Below are 17,330 nucleotides of genomic sequence, written 5' to 3'. Positions count from 1 at the left end.
CAACAAGCCCAACGACTCCGACCGGAAGGACGAACAAGAAAGGCTGACACAGAATTAGACCAGCTCAGCTGCCTTGATCAGATTGACAGGTACCGGAGCGCCGGACGTCGTACCGCGTCAGACTCACTGAGTCGGCCCTCCAGCTCGCGACTCGGCAGGGAAGGCTGCGACCAAGGTCAGCCGCCTCCGGTGGAGCCGAGCCGGAAACCCCCATGCGCAAGGGTGTGCGTACTTCGTAGGCTGCGCCTGTGTTCCTCGATACGCCCTGGCCGTCGATGACTCACCGTGAGGTGACGGCCAAGTTGGTGATGGCCGGCTGGACGCCCTGCGGCGTCGGCGACTGGGCGGTTGGCCTGCGATCTCCCGATGGGCTGTGGGTGGCCAGGGTGTGTCCGTTCGACCCGGCCTATGCCGCATTCCTCGAACTGTGCCGTCGTCGGCCCGGTAACCCCTACCTGCCGCGCGTCGCCTTCAACACTGCGCTGGACGGCGGAGGCTCGCTGGCCGTGCTGGAATTCCTTGCCCCGCTGGAGGCGGCGCGGGCCGAGGAGGTCGCTCGCCAGTGGCGTGCGGGAGCGGGCGATGAGGCTGTGGCTGAGGTGCGGCAGGCCGCCGCCGCAGTCGACGCCGAGTTTCGGGCCCGGACGCCTTGGTGGGACGGCATCGACCTGAACGTCGGCAACCTGCGGCAGGCTCTCGATGGGCGGGTGGCGTTCATCGATGTGTTCTGTATGGACGGCGCCTCCCTCTACGCGCAGGTCCTCCGGGACGCCGGTGTGGTCCGCGCCAGATTGCCCGGCAGCCGTCACATCCTCGACATCCCGTACATCGCACGCGAGAGCACTCCCGAGGAGATCCGAGCCCTGCGCGCCGCATGGCAGCGTACGCCGTTGTCAGCTCGACCCCCCGACCCCGTGGGAGGGCTCCCGGCGGGCTCGGAACCGTGACCGCAGCGAGAGACCATCAGGGGTTGTCCGGCGCCGTTGCCGTCGCTCCTCCACGCGTGCGATTTGGTACGACGGGGTGCTGGGAACGTGGGTCTACGTCGCCGATGCTTGAAGGACGTACAGGGAGGCACGCCAGGGGTAGCCGGCGGTGTCGTCGGCTCCGGAGCTGGGGGCGTGGGGCTCGAATCGTCCGGGACCGATGAGGACGTGGATGCCTTCGGCGCGTAGCTGGTCGACGCTGCGGCGGAACGGTGCTCTACCCGCTAGGGCGGTGTTCACGAACGGGAGGATGACGACGGGGATGCCGAGTCCGGGGGCTTCGGCCAGCAGGCCCAGGGCGTAGGTGTCGGCGATGCCCTGGGCGAACTTGTTGATGGTGTTGTAGGTGGCGGGAGCCACGATGATGGCGTCCGCCCTCGGCGACTTCGGCTCGTCCGGTTTGCGGTACCGGCTGCGGACGGGGCGGCCGGTCTGCGTCTCCAGGGCTGGTACGTCGATGAAGTCGAGTGCCGGCGGGGTGGCGATGACCTGGACGGTCCACCCGGCGTCTTGGGCGAGGGTGACGAGCGTGCCGACGTCCGCGGCGGGGCCGGCGGCGCACACGATGATGTAGAGGACCTTGCTCACGCGGACACTCCGAGGGATTCGACGTACGGGCGGGTTTCACGCCGGACGGTGATGGGCACGGTGGCGAGCAGATCGCGGACCGCGCAGGGTACCGGGAAGAGAGTCAACCAGCCGTACGGCTCGCGCGGTGGCGGCGTACCGCGTCGCGGTTGGCGCACCGCTGGGAGCAGTAGCGCTGCCGCCCGGTACGGGAGGTGTCGGCGAAGATCACGGTGCATTCGGTCACCGCGCAGCGCCGGAGGCGGTGCATACCCCGCCCCGCCAGGTGCAGCGCGGTGCCCACGGCGATGAGTGCGAACAGCACAGAGCCGAGCGTCTGCCGATCGTCACGGTAGTGAAGGTGCCAGCCGCTGCGCGCGTGGTCGGTCAGCCGTGGGTAGGCGGTGGAGTCCGCCAGCATGCGGTTGACCAGTTCGGCACGCTCGTGCTCGTCGGTGGCGTCGACGACCTTCTCCCACGCCTCCAGTACGGCATGGACACGATCCAGGTCCCGCGCCGTGACCGGGTGCTCCAGCATCAGCCCGGCAGCGCGACAGCGCTCCGCGAGTTCCGCGGCGGTCTCCGGTCGCCGGTTGGCCAGGGCGGCGGCCAAGTTCACGGCATCCTCGCCGTAAGGGTTGAGATGCATATGACCATTACACCAGTCTGGTCGGCATGACACGCCACCCCCATGTACGGCAGGCGTCGGAGGACGACGTCGCGGAACTCGTCCGCCTGCGGGCATCGCTGTTCGAGGACCTCGGCGGCGACTTCTTCAACCCCTCCTCAGCGGGCGACGGCTGGCGGGACGCCCTCGCCACGGTTCTGAAGGAAAAGCTGATGGAGGAGGACGCGCGGATCCTGGTCGTGGACGGCGAAAGCGGCCTTGCCGCCTGCGGTATCGGCACCATAGAGCAGTGGTTCCCGGGCCCCCACTCGCGGAACGGCCGGATCGGGCACGTGATCGGCGTGGTCACCGATCCGGCGTATCGACGGCGTGGCCACAGCCGCGCGATCATGCGGGGCCTCCTCGACTGGTTCCGGGAACGTCACGCCGTCCGAGTAGACCTGTACGCCTCTCGCGAGGGCGAACCGCTCTACCGCGAACTCGGCTTCTTCGACCATCCTGATCCCGCGCTGTGCTGGCGTCCGTGACGATTTCCCGGCGTACCGTGCGATGGGCCGCGACCAGCCCCGCGGCGCGTCGTCCGAGGCGGGGGACCGGATGAGCGGCGGTGGACCATGCGGAGCGCGTGGCGATAACGGTGGGTCGTCCTCGGCGTGGCCACCTTCACCCAGGCCGCCTCCGGCTTCTTCGTGCAGGGCATCGGGGCGATGGCCATCCCTGCGACGCGACCTGAGCCTGAGCACGACTCAACTGGGTCTTTTACTCTCAGCGGCCCAACTGGTCCCCCTGGCCGGCTTGCTCGTGGCCGGGGAGCTGCTGGACCGCTACGGCGAGCGTTGGGTCGTCGGGATCGGCGCCGGTGTCATCGCCGTGAGCCTGGCCATGGGAAGCCTGGCTCCGGGATACGAGTCGTTGCTTCTTGTCCTGCTGATCGTCGGTGCGGGATACGGCCCCGTTGAGCCCGGCGGCAGCAAATCAGTGGCGTCCTGGTTCGACTCGTCCCAGCGCCGCGCGGGACGTCACTCGCGACCTTTCGCACGACGTGCGCGAGAGGAACGGTCCTCGGCAGGCAGCCGCGCACGGCCGCAGCGAGCGCTGACTTCAGACAGCCGCGACGACCGTGCGAGGTCACGATGACGTACGGGCCGGTGAGTGCGGCCAAGGATCGACGCCGAACCGTCCAAGTTCCGTACCCCCAATGGCACGGAACCCCGTCAGAAGATCTCTGGCGGGGGTGTTCTGGCCGGTGGGCGCTACTGGGTTCGAACCAGTGACCCCTCGCTTGTAAGGCCATCACGGCAGAGCGTTCACCTGGTCTAACACTGCCGATGACCTGCGGCTATGGTCCTCTCGTGTGCGTGCTGGTCCGCGGTTGTACGGGGTCGTTGTCGCTCAGTTGGTCACTCATGGCTCGGCTCGGCGTCGCCTGAATAGGATCACGACATGCGGGTGGAAGCGGTGTCACGGGGCGTGCTGTACGTGGTGGCCTGTGCCGCGCCGGCAGCGGCCTCCGTTCAGCACCTCGTGGTCCTGGCCCAAGAGGCCGGCTGGACGGTACGCGTGATCACCACGCCAATTGGTTCGAAGTTCATCGACACGACAACGCTGGAACGGCTGACCGGAGACCGGGTACGCAGTGACTACCGGATGCCGGAGGAGCCTAACGAGCTCCCTTCTGCCGACGCGGTGGTGGTCGCTCCGGCGACCTTCAACACGATCAACAAGTGGGCCGGCGGCATCGCTGACACGTTCGCCGTCGGACTGCTGTGTGAGCTGATGGGCTTCGGCGTCCCTATCGTGGCCGTCCCTCTGCTCAAGGACGCCCTCGCTCGGCACCTGGCGTTCGGCCATAGCGTTGACGCGCTCCGGGAGATGGGCGTACACGTGCTGTTCGATCCCGATGCGCCCGCACACGCTCGCATGCCACCCTGGGAACACGTGCTAGAAGAACTTCACCGAGTCTGCGGAGACGGACAGCCGCGGGGGTAATGGCATGGAAGCCCGTAAGGAGATCGGTCAGCGAATCGCGCGGGCACGCAAACGTCGTGGCCTCTCTCAGCGTGTGCTCGCCGAACTGGTCGGCAGGTCCGAAAGCTGGCTCAGTCAGGTCGAACGCGGGCAGCGCGGCGTGGATAGTCACGCCGTACTAGGCAACCTCGCGGGCATCCTAGGCGTACCGATCGGGAACCTCACCGCGAGCGAGGCGGGGAACACCATGGCAGAGTACGCGGCTGCGGCCGGGATCCGGCAGGCCATGATGGGTTACGACGGCTTGGCGTCGGTGATCGACCCCCGACACGGGGAAGTGACCCACGAAAGCCTGACGTGGTTGAGCGAAGAACTGCGGACCGTCAACCAGCTCTACCAGGCAACCCGGTACGACGAAGCAGGGCGCCGGTTGCCTGGACTGATCGTCGCCACCGAGATCGCCAGCCGAAACGCTCCTGCTGGCGAACGTCGGGCTTGTCACACCTTGCGAGCTCTGACCTACCACTCCACAGCCACCACGTTGAGCAGAGTGGGGGAAGTCGAGCTTGCCTGGACAGCCGGCGATCGGTCGCTGTCAGCTGCCGAGGATGCGGAGAAACCCGTCCTCGCGGCGGTCAGCGCCTACCGGCTCGGGTACGTCTTCGTACGGCTGAACGAGCCCGAGAAAGCTCTTCAGATCGCCGTGCGCGCGGCCGAGGCGCTCGAACGCTCGCTAAAGCGTTCCGATCCTGAACACATGTCGGTGCTCGGCGGCCTGTACCTGGTCGCCGTGACCGCTGCGGCCACTCAGTTCGACCGTGGGGCCGTGGATGGTTTCCTTCGACAGGCCCGGCGCGTGGCGGATGTCCTAGGTGGAGATCGCAACGACTTTTGGACGGCTTTCGGACCGACCAACGTGACCATTCATGAGCTGTCGGCGGCGGTCACCTTCGCGGATGCCAAGCAGGCGATCAGCACCGGAGAACGCTTGGACGTCTCGCATCTAGCCTCCGGCCTGCTCGGCCGGCGCGCTCAGGTCCATCTCGACCTGGCACGGGCGTACGCCGTCCAACGTAAGGACGCCGCGTCGGTGAACATGCTGCTTGCAGCTGAACGGATTTCCCCCGAACTCGTTCGTTACGACACGCGAACTGCCGAACTTCTGGCTCAGCTGGTCAAGCGCGAGCACCGTCCCAGCACTCCAGAACTTCGGGGCCTGGCCCACCGAGCTGGCGTGATCTAACCCGCACTATCGTGCGGCTTATTTACCCTCACAGGCATACGGCTTCTCTGGCTGCGCAATGCCTAGCTTTCCCTCTACACGCTGAGTGATCAGCGTGACCGTTAGCGTCAACAGAGGGGAACAGCAGTAATGCCCGCCACTCGCAGCTCCACCCGCGCCGACCAGCACAGCGCCCACCTCGGTGAACTGGCTCGTCTCCTCCGAGAACGTGGGGTGCCGAACCTGGTAAGCAAGCGAATCACGCTCAAGGTCCACACCACCGCTTACGGACCGAGATCGTCGGTGACCTACGACTCCCCCGAGCTCGATGTGTGGACCACGGATGGCACGCCCGTCGCCATCATCACCGTAGATGACGGTCAGAAAGAACTGGCCTACTCAGTGCGTCCCCTGGGCGAGGCACCTCAGCCGCTATGCCCGGTCGCCGCACCTGCCGAAGGGGCCGACATCGTCGCCGCCATGGTCCGCATGGGGAGCAACGGAAACACCTGATGCTCTATCCCAGCTACGATCCCGCCACCCTCTCCGAAGATCAGCGGCGCGCCAACCCTGAGACGGTGAAACGAGTCCGCGCAGCGGTCGCTGACATCGTGGAGAACGAGCGCCGACGTCAGCAGGCTGAAAGCCTGATCCACTGTTGTTGGGACTTGGAACGTGAAGAGCTGGACCGAGCGGCTGGGGCGCTGGGCATTCCGCCGATGTCCGATGAGGAGTGGAGTGCCATCAAGGACCGAGGGCTGCAACGTGATCGTTCAGACCGTCCTTCCTAATCCAGTAGCTGCGAGTACGCCAGCACCCAGGGATGACCGTCCGCTTTTCAGGCGGAACAATCACCCTGCTCCCATGCCAAAGAGCAAGGTCAGAGGGTGGTGTACGGCTGCCGCCGGATGCCCCTGGTGGCGGACGTTGCTGTCACCGCTGCTGTCACCGTGTCGTTCCATGGGCTACATAAGCAAGAACTCTCCTGGGCCTGTTAATCCGGCTCGATAACCCACACTTCGATCGTTGCCCCGGGGACCTCGCCAGTCCCTGAGAGGCGCTTGACAGCCGTGATGCGATAAACTCTGTCGTCGGCCAGCTGGGGCGTCCCCCGCCATGCCCGTGTGCCGAAGACGCCCTCCATCGCATCGAGCGTCGGCTTGATGAGGTTATCCAGGTCCCAGACCTCGCTCGCGTTACGAGCCGCGGCAAGCCGGAACTCCAAACGTACGGCAAAACGCGCGGACTGAGGCTGTACTCCGGTCGCAGCGACGGCCGATCGAACGGCGTCTCTCCAAGGCTTTTCGCGGGCTGTGGCGAAGGTCAAGGTAGCAGGTCGACCGGTCACCTGAACCGTCACAACATGGCGATCCGTCATGCGCTCCAGAATCGCACGCCGCCTGTGCGCGGCCAAGAAGACTCGTACCCATAGCTCTCTGACCCGTAGGGAAGAGCAGATACCTCGTCAGCGGCGTCTCGGCGCTTGGCCAGGCGGTGGATACGGGCTGGTGGAGTGTGATCGAGTGAGGCTGTGTTGCTGTACAGACTGCTGTACAGCACTCAAGCTCAAGGCCTCCACGGCCCGGGCACCGGAAGCCGTACGGCGGTGGAGCCCCAGCTTGCCTGATTCAGTCGAATGTCGGCAGGGCGCGGATCAGATGGCCGACCCTCATCTGATCGGGCATTGGCCAGTATGCAAAACGAGGCGCGAGCATACAGTGAAATGCCCCGCAGGCGATCAACTCTTCCAGAAGATCAAGCGGTGACGCTAGGAGCAGTCCAAATGATTTGAGCGCTGCACGCTGCCTGAGAATTCCCTTGTCCATGGTCATGAAGACATGTATTCCCATGCGGGCCACAGACCTAACTAGCATGCGATCGAAACCTTGAGGCAAATTTGCTACAGCATCTTCGAGCAATGAGTCCGGAAGGATAAGTAGTCCCTCTCTAGAAGGCGGCTCAATCCCAGAGGGTTCGCCACTTACCAGACTCAGCGCTGAGGCGAACTCTTCAAATGCCCTTATTCTATCGGTTTGGCGTTCGGATGATAGACGTTTTTTCGCATCCTTAATCGATGCAGGCAGTACGACGAATCTGATATCTCGCAGCACCCACAAGGCGATCAGCATTTGAAGTCCTTCCAGTTCGCCCGCATAGTCGCCATCTGTGAAATCCGGGAGACCGTCGCCCTCCCATAGCGCTCGCCATGTATTTGAAGTAATCTATCAGAATATTCGTGTCCCATGCTACGAACAGTGGGCCGCGACCTCTGCGTGTATGGAACAGGCGAGGGGTAGTTTCATATACGAAATTAGGGCCCTCGGGAATCGCTATACTAGATCGTAGAGGGCGAAGATCGTTTTTTTCAATCTCGAACAATGCCGCCCTCAACCGGGCGGCCATCGAATTAAAGAGATGGAGGCCCCAGTCCTCAAGACTGCTGTAGTGTGCCGTCAGATCGACATAGAGAATTCGGGGATCAAGCGGATGCCCGCCATGCGCTTCCACGCCTCATATTATCGCACTCGTGTCAACAGGTATGGTGCCACGAACAAATTTGAGCATCGAGAGCCATGCCACACCGCTTGGCCACAACCCCAAAGAGCCCACAGCCGGGCTTGCGAATAGCCTCAACTTCCGAGATGCGGAGGCGTTCATAACCGCTGCGCAAGATTTCTCTCGCGCTCCTGAACTCAGTCCGTCGCCCAGCGTCCGCGCGGGTCAAACCATCCCTGGTCCGGGAACCACCCGATACACCGACCCAGGGGGTAGGCCCAGACCCACAGGTGAGTGATCTCGGCTGGTAAGCGGGGAGGCTCGGGCGGCAAGCCGCTGTAGGCTTGGTCGAGCGCATGATAGGCAGGCCAGGGCGTGGTGAAGGTCAAGCCTACAAAAGCGTGCCGCTCGTCAGCTTCAGTCGCCGCAAGCTTCAGACGTACATCTGCTCGACTCTCATCGCTGAGAAACGACGCTACGTATTCACCAAAGGATGCCCAGTCCAACTCTGCTGGTCCACCGGCCCCGCCAGCACCAATGTGAATGAGGTGATCTCAACGAAATAATTCGGATGATTGGGATTTCTTGGACGCTGCTGGTGGCGTACCGGGCCTTTCGGGAGGAGTCGCCGAAGGCCGGAAACAGGCGTGGAGCCCCCGGTAGAAGAGCTCTCACCACAAGAAATCTCACCAGCCGTAAGGCTCCACGTGATTGCTCATCGTGCCACGCTGGACGTCTCCCGCGCACTCGTTCACTACGTCGCACGACTCCTGCAGGAAGAGCGCCGACTGCGCAGCACCCCAAAAGACAGCCGCGCCTTGACCCCGTTCCGGCAGGCGGTCATGGTGCTGCGCTGGTTCCGCGGCGAGCGCGACATCCCCAAGCTTGGCCGCGATCACCGCGTCTCCCGGGCCACCGCCTACCGCTACATTCACGAGGGCATCGAGGTTCTAGCAGCTCAGGAACCGGATCTGCCCGAAGCTCTCGACCGCGCACAGGCCGACGGGCTGGCGTATGTGATCCTGGACGGCACTCTGATCCCGATCGACCGGTGCGCCGAGCAGGCCATCAGTGTCAAGGGCGAGCCCATCGACGTGTGGTACTCGGGCAAGGCCCACCAGCACGCCGGCAACCTGCAGGCACTGTCGACGCCGGGCGGGCTGCCTTGTGGATCGCCGAGGTCGAGCCCGGCTCCGTCCATGACCTGTCCGCCGCCCGTACGCACGTCTTGGGCGCGCTGTACGCCGCTGCCGCCCGTGGCCTGCCCACCCTCGCCGACAGCGGCTACGACGGCGCCGGCATCCACACGCCGATCAAACAACCCTCCGACAATCAAATGCTCAGCCCGGACAACCGCACCTACAACCGGCTCCTACGAGCCCTGCGCCGCCTCGGCGAACGCGGATTCGCCCTGCTCAAAGGCCGCTGGCGGACCCTCCAGCACATCACCATCAGCCCCGCCAGAATCGGCGACATCGCCCGCGCGGCGCTTGTCCTCACTCATTTCGAGCACGACTACCTACCGGCAATTCGCTGAGATCACGTCACTGAACGTCAGCGTCAACGCGACGCCAACACCGAGGCCTATACTCGCCGTAAGCGCCCAGGGGATCGGACGCTCTCCTTCAAAATACGAATTGGCCGACAACAGAACGAACATGGCGAATCCACCGGCCGATCCCCATACCGCGCCCCACAGAAGTGGATGACGAGCACCGACCTGCTCCTTCCACCCCGGCTTCCCCGAGTCATCACCTATCAGCCGACGTATCAAGCCCGCGTTATCGTGACCGCCACCCGTGCTGGAGTCCTTCCCGGCCGGTTGACGATCTGGGATCGTGGATTCAAAGCTCCATCACGTATAGGTAGAGCGCACGCTTTGCGGTCATATATCCGATGGATGGACATCAGGCGACAACAGCCATCCATGCTCTCATTCAGATGATTTGTGATCTTTGACGCCGCGCCCCTTCGCAGCGCCACGCCCCCACTCAGAGGCGATTAATAAAGCAGCCACCAGAGCTGTCGGAACGAGGCCTCTCACGAGCCCCGTCGCCCACGACTGTTGATCTCCAAAGACCGCGTTACCCACTGCGCCCACATATACGAGACCACAGCAACCCACGGCGATCACCCTGCTCTTGGTCCATGCCAGCCATCTCATCGCCATCTCCTCGATTCTCCTGCACCGGATGGCGCAGCATTCGTACACGCGGGGTGCACCCACAGCCATGGGCGCACCCCGCGAAGCTATACGACCCTACCTATTTTTTCGCGCGTTGGACACTGTAAATACCGGAAACGATGTAACCGATCAGGGCGCTGGCGATAATCGCAGCCTGCCTGCCCGCCCTTGTACCCAATATCCAGCGGACGGCCTTAGCGATCACTTGCCCCAGCCGCACTGCTAGAGACTGGATCACTTTAACGAACTTCTTGCCTACGGGGCTCCTCAGGAACTTGTCGACGCCGGCCGCGATGCCCCACGCCTTGGTGAAGCTCCAGAACACCTTTGACCACATAGTGTTCCAGTTGAAGTTCTTGTCCCAGAGAGATTCTACCCAGTAGCCGATCGCCGTTCCCGCGGCTGCGGCACCGAGTTGGCACAAGACGATACCGACGCCGCCTGTGACCCCACCACACCCGGCCAGGATCAGCCCTTCGACGGCGAACTGGGCGACCGCGACGGTACCTTCACAGGCCCATGCCTTCCACCCGCCCGGACATCTCCCATCGAGATCCCGACAGTTGATGGGGTCGGCATTGCAATAGTCATAGGCGTTGGCGCTGCCACCGACGACGGGATCGACCTGCAAGAAACGGCCGGTGGTGGGATTATAGAGCCGGACGCCCATGAGAACGATGCCAGCGAGTGAGTCGATGGAGCGCTGCGCATTGCCGAGCCAGCCGTATCTGTTCGGGGACGTGATGTTTTCGGCACGCGGTATGCCGAATTCGGTCTGTTCGAAATACGAGCTGATTCCGGTTGCGGTGTTGCTGTTGCTCGCCGTGGCGACGACATGACCGTGGAGATCGGCGAGCTGAAGAGTGACCGTACCGTCGCTTGACTGCGTGGCCGCCATGCCGGCGAAGGCGGTGACGTTACGGGTCCACGTGCCATTGACTTCGGCGATCCAGGCGGGCGAGTCGCCACCCGACGTGTAGTGGTTGGTCATGGTGCCGGACACCAGGCCGCCGCTGCTGGTCATCGCGCGGATACGGCCCAGGGGATCAAGGGTGAACTCCCGGGTGAGCAGACCTTGGGTGAGGGAGGCCACCATGTCATTGGCGTGGTAAGCCACCTCCAGGTCGACACCCCCAGAAGCGTGGTCGGCCGGAACAACGGTCGTGCGGCCGAACGCGTCGTAGGTGTAGCCGGTGTTGGTGGCGCGGTCCGCGGTATCGAAAGAGGAGGTCTGGGTGACGGGAGTGGTGCTGGTACTGCACGCCCCACCTGCCGCAGCTGGATAGGCGGACTGGCTGGTGCGGTTGGTGTTGAGGTTGTAGCCGTACAGGCGGGTAGTGCACGACCCGGCGTAGGTGTCGGCGACAGCGGTCAGACGTCCGGCGGCGTCGTAAGCGTACGTCTGATTGCTTCCGCCGGGAACGGATTGCGAGACGACGCGGCCGTCAGTATCGGAGGTTGCGGCAAACTCGAGCCACGTGCTACCGCTCTTGGTATAGGTCAGCAGGAACGGCTTGCCGACGTTATCGAACCGCCAGGACGCGGTGAGCCCGCCCGGATGGCTCTGGGTGCGCAGTTGACCGTCGGCGTCGAAGGCCGCGCCGAACGTGCCCGGGGTGCCGGTGCTGACGCTGGTCACCAAGCCACGCCGTTCGGCCTGCCCGGCGGCGTCGGTTCCGTCGTAAGCGTAGGTGTATGTGCCTTTGCCGTCATTCAGCGTGGCCACGCGGCCTGAGATGTCGTAGGTGGTGATCGACGAGTTACCGTCGGCGTCAGTGGTGGAGGTGACGCGGCCTAGAGCGTCGTAGCCGGTGGTGACGGTGGCTCCGCCCATACTCGACATAGTCGGCAAACCTGTGGACGCGTTGTAGGCGAAGGTGACGTCCGGAACCGCGGTGCCACCGGCGGAGGCGGGAGTCACCGTCAACGCGTGGCTGCTTGGGCGGCCGGCGGTGTCGAAGGAGACGGTGGTGGTACGGCTGACCGTGCCCGAGGTTTCGGTGACGGTGGCCTTCTGGCCGTAGTAGCCATAGGTGATCGTGGCGGTGGGGATCGTCTGCCCGCCGGGTTGGGCTGCAGGGGCGGTGCGGCAGGGCAGGGTGGCCCATTGTGGTTTGTTGCCGCAAGCGGACACTGACGGGTGAGTTCCGGCGGTGTAGTAACTGGTAATGGTGGTCCCGGCGTCAGAGCCGTTGGACGCGGGCATGCGGCGTTCGATATCGCGGCCTGCCGCGTCGAACCGAGTGCGTTGGACGATGTCCGTACCGCCGGGCATGACCGTGGTCTGCGTGGTCGGGGCGAACAACTCCCAGCCGGATGTGTCTCCGGACACGATCGGGTTGTAGCCGATCTTGGTGGTTCGTATGTCGGCGGTCCCGGGGGCGGCTGTGCCGCCCACCACTACCGGCTGCACCGTTGTGGTGGTCACCAAGTGATATTTGATGTTGGGGTCGGGCTTGCCCTCGTCGTACGTGTTGGTGGTCCGCTGCCGGGCCGAAACGAGGGCTCCGGACGCCAGCTTCACCTGATGGGTGGGACCATCCTGAGCCAGCAGATCACCGTCATCGTTGTAGGTCACCGTAGTGGACAGCAGGTCGGCGCGGGCGGCCGAGCTGGTGAGGCCGCGGACGTAGGGGTCGGTGTCGGCGGTGGGGGTCAGGGCCTGGAGGCGGTTTCCTGGGGTGAGTTCCCAAATGGTGTTGCCGTTGTCGTCGTAGCGGGTGGTGGAGATCTGCCACGCGCCGGCTCCGTAGGCCGCGGTGTTGACGGCGCGACCGTTGACGTCGACGTAGATGAGCTGGCTGTACTCCCAGTCGGCGGCGGCGGGCTGGTACGCGCCGCTGCCCGCGCGGGCCGGGACGCGCCAGGCGGGAAAGACGGCGGCGCCGACGCGCGGCAGGTCCACCGACTGGCCCCATGTCGCGGAGGTGGCGCCGGTCAGGTCGATCGGGGAGTTGATCGGGACGCCGTAGGCGACGGCCTGGGTGAGGTCGTTGGCGCCGGCCTCTCGCTGGACGTGGGCCAGGCGGCCGGAGGTGTCGTACTCGACGCGCCATGGGTTGAGGCCGGGCGGGGTGAGCTGGGAGATCCTGCCCTGGGCGTTGTACTCGTAAGTGGTGGCCAGGTTGGTGCGTGGGTCGGTTGCGGTGCGCAGGTGACCCGTGGCGTCGTAGGAGTACGTGGCGACCGTGGTGGTCTTCATCGCCGAGGTGGCGGGGTCGTAGGCCGTATAGCTGATCGACTTGGCCTGGCCAGCGTAGTCGCCCCAGCCGGACGTCACACCCGTGGCGGTCGTGGTCGTGGCGTAGGTGACGTCCAGGGAGCGGCAGCCCGCGACCAGCGTGGTGCAGGTGACGCCGGAGGGGACGGGAGCGAGCATCCGGGTGACGCGGCCCTGGCCATCGCGCGTGTAAGCCGTGGTGTTCTCGCTGCCGGGTTCGTCGATGGAGCTGACGCCCCACTTGCCGCCCGCCAGGGTGAAGACCGTCTTGACGCCCTCAGCGTCGGTGTGGGTGAACTGCGTGGCCGAGTCCTTGACCACCTGGGAACCGTCGCTGGTGTCGCTGACGCCGGCGAAGGTGCCGCCAGCCTGGACGGAGTAGTTGAGCTGGGAGCCGTCCGCGCCGGTGAAGACCACGTATCCCTGCGCGGAATGATCCTCGAACGTCATGCCGGACACCGACGAGGCGCCGCCCGGGAAGGAGGCGGACCAGCCGGGTCCGAACACCCCGTTGGCGCTAGAAGCCGTCGCGGGCGCCAGGGTGGTGTGACCACGGCCGACCGACAGCCCGAAGGCGTTGACGTCGCTGGCGCTGATCGAGTAGTCGCCGGTGAGCAGGGACACGGTGCCGGGGCCGAGCTGCGAGGTGGCGTAGGAGGCGCCGAAGGCGGTGGCCTCCAAGGTGATGGTCACCGGGTCGGAGCAGCTCTCCATCGTGCCCGTCGTGAAGCAGGCCCGTAGCTGTAAGGGGCCGTCGCCGCGGGAGGCGGCGGTCATGGTGGCGGCCACGTCCCAGGTCAGGTCGGCGAACGGCTGGGCGGTGTTGGCGCGGGTCTGCGGCCAGGCGGAGATCGGGGTGCCCGAGCCGGGGACGGTGACGTGGGCGGTCGGGATGGTCGTCCAAGTGCCGGTGGCGCTGACGTCGGCGCGGTACTCGTAGTGCACGCCGGTGCGGCCGGGTTCGGCACGCGCGGCCAGGGTGACGGCGGCCTGTGTTCGGTCCTCGTTCAGGGGCTTGGCCACGTCGCCGACGCCGACGCCGAAGGTGTAGGACGCCGTGGTGCTACTGTTGCCGGCGGCGTCGCGGGCCTTGACGTAGAGGGTGTGCCAGCCGTTGGCCGGGTCGATGGTGATCGTCTGAGGGTTGCCGGCGGTGGTGGGTTTGCTCTCCGTGGCGGCCGGGTCGTCCAGGTCCCAGGCGTACTCGACCGCGTCGTTCGCCGTCGTGTCGACGGTGCAGCCGACCGGAGCGGCCTGCTTGGCCGACCATACGCCGGAGGCGTAGGAGGCGCAGGTGATGGTGGGCGTGGCGGGGGCGGTGGCGTCCACGGCCAGGGACTGCCAGCCCGACCAGGCCGAGTAGGTGGTGCCGTCGTAGACGCGGGCTCGCCAGCGCACCTTCCAGCCGTCGGTCAGGGTGCTCGCCGGGACGGTCACCGAACCGGTCGTCCCGGCCTGCACGCCGGTGGCCGAGCCGGACCAGATCAATCCGGTGCCCTGGGCCGGGACGGCCGGGTCGTGCTCGACCTGGAACTCACCGGTGAGCACGCCGCCGTCGGCGTCGTTGAGCTGCGCCTTCAGGCTCGGGGTACGCGAGGAGGTCTGGGATCCGGCCGACGGCGAGACCGAAAGGGCCCCGAGGGTGGGCGGGGTGGTGTAGGTGATCACCAGCTTGGGCGGGCTGTTGAACTCGATCGTCTCGTCGGAGGAGGTGAACACACGGTAGTTCGCGGTCGCGGTCTCCGAGGCGGCGCGCAGCACCAGGCCGTGGTTGGCGGCGCCGCCGGCCCACGCCTGGACGATCCCGGTGACGTTCCACTTCATGTAGCCGCTACCGCACACCCCGGCCTGGGAGCCCTCGGTGCTGGTGACGGCGCCCGTGGTGGTGTTGGTCGGCTGGGGGGACCAGTCGATGAGCGAGCCGTCCCAGGCGCTGGTCACCTGCCGGACCTGGATGCCCGCACCGACCGTGGGGCCGCAGGAGGGGGCGTCCACGTTGCGCAGCACGAGCTGGGCGGCGGTGATCACCGAGGGCAGGCCGGTGGTGTCGAACCGCAGGTAGGCGCGATCCTTGTCGCCGGTGGCCTCGGTGCCGGCCTTCATGAACTCGCCGGCGGAGTTGTTGTCGTCCACGAAGATGCTGCTGACATCAGTGTCGTCGTTGAGGGGCAGCAGCACGGTCGGGTCGACGGTGACCGGGTACTTGGTGGCCGGGTCGGCGAGGAACGCCGGATCGGGGCGCAGCACCAGCGCCTGGCCGCCGTCCTTGCCCTCCACCGTTCCGGTGATCTTGCCCAGGCGGCCTCGGTCACCCCGGCGCCCGTGGGTCGCGGCGACCTTGCCGGACGTTGCCGCCTCCCACATCGCGGGCGCGGCCGCGGCGGCGACCAGTTTCTTCTTCCCCCCGGTCAACTCCAGGTGGCCGTCCGCGGTGGTGCCCACGGCCAGCCCCTCGGTCCTGAGGGGGACCTTGAACTCCACGGGCCCGCGCGGACGCTCCCGCAGCACGATGTCGAATCGCATGCCCGTGGGCAGGGCGGTGACGACCAGGTCCCCGCCCGGCCCGGCGACCCCGGTGTAGGTGGCCGTGTTGTCCTTGATGGCCGGCTTGGGCAACTCAGACGGCCAGGACAACGCCAGGGACTTGCCCGGCTCCCGGGTCATCTTCGCGAACGGCGTCCGCCCTCCGGCGGAGAACTCCAAGTCCGGCTTCACGGCTCTGGCCTTCAGGACGCTGTTCCCCGCGTCGAAGAGCCGGGGATCCACCGGTGCCCAGCGGCCGTTCTTCTGGACCCGGGCCACACCACTAACGGTCTCGGCGGTGAAGGTTCCGTCCCCGTTGGCGTAGGTCTGGCTGGACTCGGTGGTCTCGCCGGTGATCAGGACGCGACTGCCCTGCAGGCGCGCCGCGAGCGCCGCCGAGACGCGGTCGGGACGTTCGGTGACGCGCTCAGGGACGGCGGCCCGCTTGGCGGCGGGCGGGACCGTCGTGGCGGATGCCATGGGAACGCCTGGCAGGCTGGAAACGCCTACGGCCAGGGTCAGCGCCGCCACACCGGCTTTCAGGCGGGTCCTTCTTCTGGGCGGTGGCGCCGCCTGCGGGGGTTTCATGGACAGTGAGGCCACGTTTACTCCACGTGTTGCGACTAGTGGATGTACACGTGGAAGGTACGAAATGCACGGCATATTCGCGGCATACGCGCGGCACATCGAAAATGTACCGCGCGTATTGAACCGATCTTGTCACGGTTCACAGGAAGTTTTAAGGTAGCGGGGTCAGTGGGGATCGGATCCTACGCCACGGGGGCGGATGCCGTGCTGTTTCGTGTGCTCGGACCTCTTTCGGTCAGCGATCACGACGGAAAGTTCATCGACATTTCAAGGAGGAAGAACCGAGGTCTTCTGGCGCTTCTCCTGCTCCACGCGAACGTCGCCGTATCCCAGTCCTATCTGGTCGAGCACCTGTGGGACGGCCGCCCTCCGAAGTCCGCCGACAGCAACCTCAAGACCTACATATTCCAATTACGGCGCCTGCTCTCGTCCACTCACCTGCCGGAACCGCGAATCGTGACGTCGAGGAACGGCTACGCGCTCACGGTGGGGCACGAGGACCTCGATGCGGCGGCGTTCGATCTCCTCGTCGCGGAAGGCCGCCGACGACTTGCCGACGGCGACCCGAGACAAGCGTACGAGCTTCTGGAGAAGGCTCTGGGACTCTGGCGTGGGGACCCTCTTCACGGGATCGACCTGGCCGGAGACCTGGCCCCGTGGGCCGGGCGGTTACGGGAAGAACATGTGTCGGCCACGGAGGATTTCTTCGACGTGAAGTTAAGGCTGGGCCGCAATTGGGAATTGATCGGCCGGCTCCGCGCGTGGACTTCCGCGCACACGTTGCGGGAACGCCCTCATGGACAATTGATGCTCGCCCTCCACCGTTCGGGCAGGCAGGCCGAGGCGTTGGACGTCTATCGAAACCTAAGACACGCGTGCCATTGAGGTTTTCTTGGTGGTGTGGGTGTCTGGTGGTGGGTGGGGTTGGTGGCCTGTTTGTTGTTTGT

General features: G+C 65.6%; 13 protein-coding genes and 1 pseudogene. 9 read left to right on the top strand and 5 right to left on the bottom strand.

Going from position 1 to position 17,330, the window contains the following annotated elements; genetic code table 11:
• Nucleotides 1-248: 248 nt before the first annotated feature.
• A complete protein-coding gene (locus tag AB0B89_RS26940) occupies nucleotides 249-947 on the top strand; it encodes a hypothetical protein (protein ID WP_358558403.1) in 699 nt (232 codons plus the stop codon).
• A gap of 93 nt (nucleotides 948-1,040) precedes the next feature.
• On the opposite strand, the gene AB0B89_RS26935 is transcribed toward AB0B89_RS26940, so the two are convergent.
• A complete protein-coding gene (locus AB0B89_RS26935) occupies nucleotides 1,041-1,574 on the bottom strand; it encodes a flavoprotein (RefSeq protein WP_358558401.1) in 534 nt (177 codons plus the stop codon).
• Between the two features lie 103 nt (nucleotides 1,575-1,677).
• Nucleotides 1,678-2,202 (bottom strand): CGNR zinc finger domain-containing protein, encoded by a 525-nt coding sequence (locus AB0B89_RS26930; RefSeq protein ID WP_358558399.1) that lies wholly within the window; start codon nucleotides 2,200-2,202, stop codon nucleotides 1,678-1,680.
• Between the two features lie 26 nt (nucleotides 2,203-2,228).
• Here AB0B89_RS26930 and AB0B89_RS26925 point away from each other — a divergent pair, with 26 nt between their 5' ends.
• The 6 genes from AB0B89_RS26925 to AB0B89_RS26900 all read left to right on the top strand — a co-directional run bounded on the left by AB0B89_RS26925 (nucleotide 2,229) and on the right by AB0B89_RS26900 (nucleotide 6,162).
• On the top strand, nucleotides 2,229-2,708 hold the full coding sequence (locus AB0B89_RS26925) for a GNAT family N-acetyltransferase (RefSeq protein WP_358558397.1): 480 nt from the start codon (nucleotides 2,229-2,231) through the stop codon (nucleotides 2,706-2,708).
• A 22-nt stretch (nucleotides 2,709-2,730) separates the two neighbouring features.
• Nucleotides 2,731-3,318 carry an MFS transporter gene (locus AB0B89_RS26920; protein ID WP_358558395.1) on the top strand — a complete coding sequence of 196 codons (588 nt, stop codon included), beginning with the start codon at nucleotides 2,731-2,733 and terminating at the stop codon, nucleotides 3,316-3,318.
• Between the two features lie 306 nt (nucleotides 3,319-3,624).
• Entirely contained in the window at nucleotides 3,625-4,170 is a 546-nt protein-coding gene (locus tag AB0B89_RS26915; protein ID WP_358558394.1) for a flavoprotein, read from the top strand.
• Between the two features lie 4 nt (nucleotides 4,171-4,174).
• Entirely contained in the window at nucleotides 4,175-5,392 is a 1,218-nt protein-coding gene (locus AB0B89_RS26910) for a helix-turn-helix domain-containing protein (RefSeq protein WP_358558392.1), read from the top strand.
• Nucleotides 5,393-5,605: 213 nt separating this feature from the next.
• The gene (locus AB0B89_RS26905) at nucleotides 5,606-5,884 is read left to right on the top strand and encodes a hypothetical protein (protein ID WP_358558390.1); all 279 of its coding nucleotides are present in this window, start codon (nucleotides 5,606-5,608) and stop codon (nucleotides 5,882-5,884) included.
• Nucleotides 5,884-6,162, top strand: a complete 279-nt coding sequence (locus AB0B89_RS26900; protein WP_358558388.1) for a hypothetical protein — start codon at nucleotides 5,884-5,886, stop codon at nucleotides 6,160-6,162. Before AB0B89_RS26905 ends, AB0B89_RS26900 begins: the two co-directional genes overlap by 1 nt.
• Before the next feature lie 203 nt (nucleotides 6,163-6,365).
• Here AB0B89_RS26900 and AB0B89_RS26895 read toward each other — a convergent pair whose 3' ends face one another.
• Both AB0B89_RS26895 and AB0B89_RS26890 read right to left on the bottom strand, forming a co-directional pair.
• Nucleotides 6,366-6,749: a hypothetical protein gene (locus tag AB0B89_RS26895; protein ID WP_358558386.1), complete on the bottom strand. Its 384-nt coding sequence runs from the start codon at nucleotides 6,747-6,749 to the stop codon at nucleotides 6,366-6,368.
• A 250-nt stretch (nucleotides 6,750-6,999) separates the two neighbouring features.
• Entirely contained in the window at nucleotides 7,000-7,500 is a 501-nt protein-coding gene (locus AB0B89_RS26890) for a hypothetical protein (RefSeq protein ID WP_358558384.1), read from the bottom strand.
• Between the two features lie 1,074 nt (nucleotides 7,501-8,574).
• Here AB0B89_RS26890 and AB0B89_RS26885 point away from each other — a divergent pair.
• A pseudogene (locus tag AB0B89_RS26885) lies at nucleotides 8,575-9,404 on the top strand (transposase family protein).
• A gap of 727 nt (nucleotides 9,405-10,131) precedes the next feature.
• Here the strand turns inward: AB0B89_RS26885 and AB0B89_RS26880 are convergent.
• Entirely contained in the window at nucleotides 10,132-16,275 is a 6,144-nt protein-coding gene (locus AB0B89_RS26880) for a DNRLRE domain-containing protein (protein ID WP_358558382.1), read from the bottom strand.
• Between the two features lie 276 nt (nucleotides 16,276-16,551).
• Here AB0B89_RS26880 and AB0B89_RS26875 point away from each other — a divergent pair, with 276 nt between their 5' ends.
• Nucleotides 16,552-17,268, top strand: a complete 717-nt coding sequence (locus AB0B89_RS26875) for a BTAD domain-containing putative transcriptional regulator (protein WP_358558380.1) — start codon at nucleotides 16,552-16,554, stop codon at nucleotides 17,266-17,268.
• The last annotated feature ends 62 nt before the right edge of the window (nucleotides 17,269-17,330 follow it).

This window comes from Sphaerisporangium sp. NPDC049002 (genome assembly GCF_040649355.1).
Classification (GTDB): Bacteria; Actinomycetota; Actinomycetes; order Streptosporangiales; family Streptosporangiaceae; genus Sphaerisporangium.
This window is presented reverse-complemented; position numbering and strand designations above follow the sequence as displayed.

Bases quoted from the DNA above. Each gene is read 5' to 3' on its own strand.
- AB0B89_RS26880 (WP_358558382.1), bottom strand. From the start codon at position 16,275: ATGGCATCCGCCACGACGGTCCCGCCCGCCGCCAAGCGGGCCGCCGTC.
- AB0B89_RS26915 (WP_358558394.1), top strand. From the start codon at position 3,625: ATGCGGGTGGAAGCGGTGTCACGGGGCGTGCTGTACGTGGTGGCCTGT.
- AB0B89_RS26925 (WP_358558397.1), top strand. From the start codon at position 2,229: ATGACACGCCACCCCCATGTACGGCAGGCGTCGGAGGACGACGTCGCG.
- AB0B89_RS26920 (WP_358558395.1), top strand. From the start codon at position 2,731: ATGGGCCGCGACCAGCCCCGCGGCGCGTCGTCCGAGGCGGGGGACCGG.
- AB0B89_RS26900 (WP_358558388.1), top strand. From the start codon at position 5,884: ATGCTCTATCCCAGCTACGATCCCGCCACCCTCTCCGAAGATCAGCGG.
- AB0B89_RS26910 (WP_358558392.1), top strand. From the start codon at position 4,175: ATGGAAGCCCGTAAGGAGATCGGTCAGCGAATCGCGCGGGCACGCAAA.
- AB0B89_RS26930 (WP_358558399.1), bottom strand. From the start codon at position 2,202: ATGCATCTCAACCCTTACGGCGAGGATGCCGTGAACTTGGCCGCCGCC.
- AB0B89_RS26895 (WP_358558386.1), bottom strand. From the start codon at position 6,749: ATGACGGATCGCCATGTTGTGACGGTTCAGGTGACCGGTCGACCTGCT.
- AB0B89_RS26890 (WP_358558384.1), bottom strand. From the start codon at position 7,500: ATGCTGATCGCCTTGTGGGTGCTGCGAGATATCAGATTCGTCGTACTG.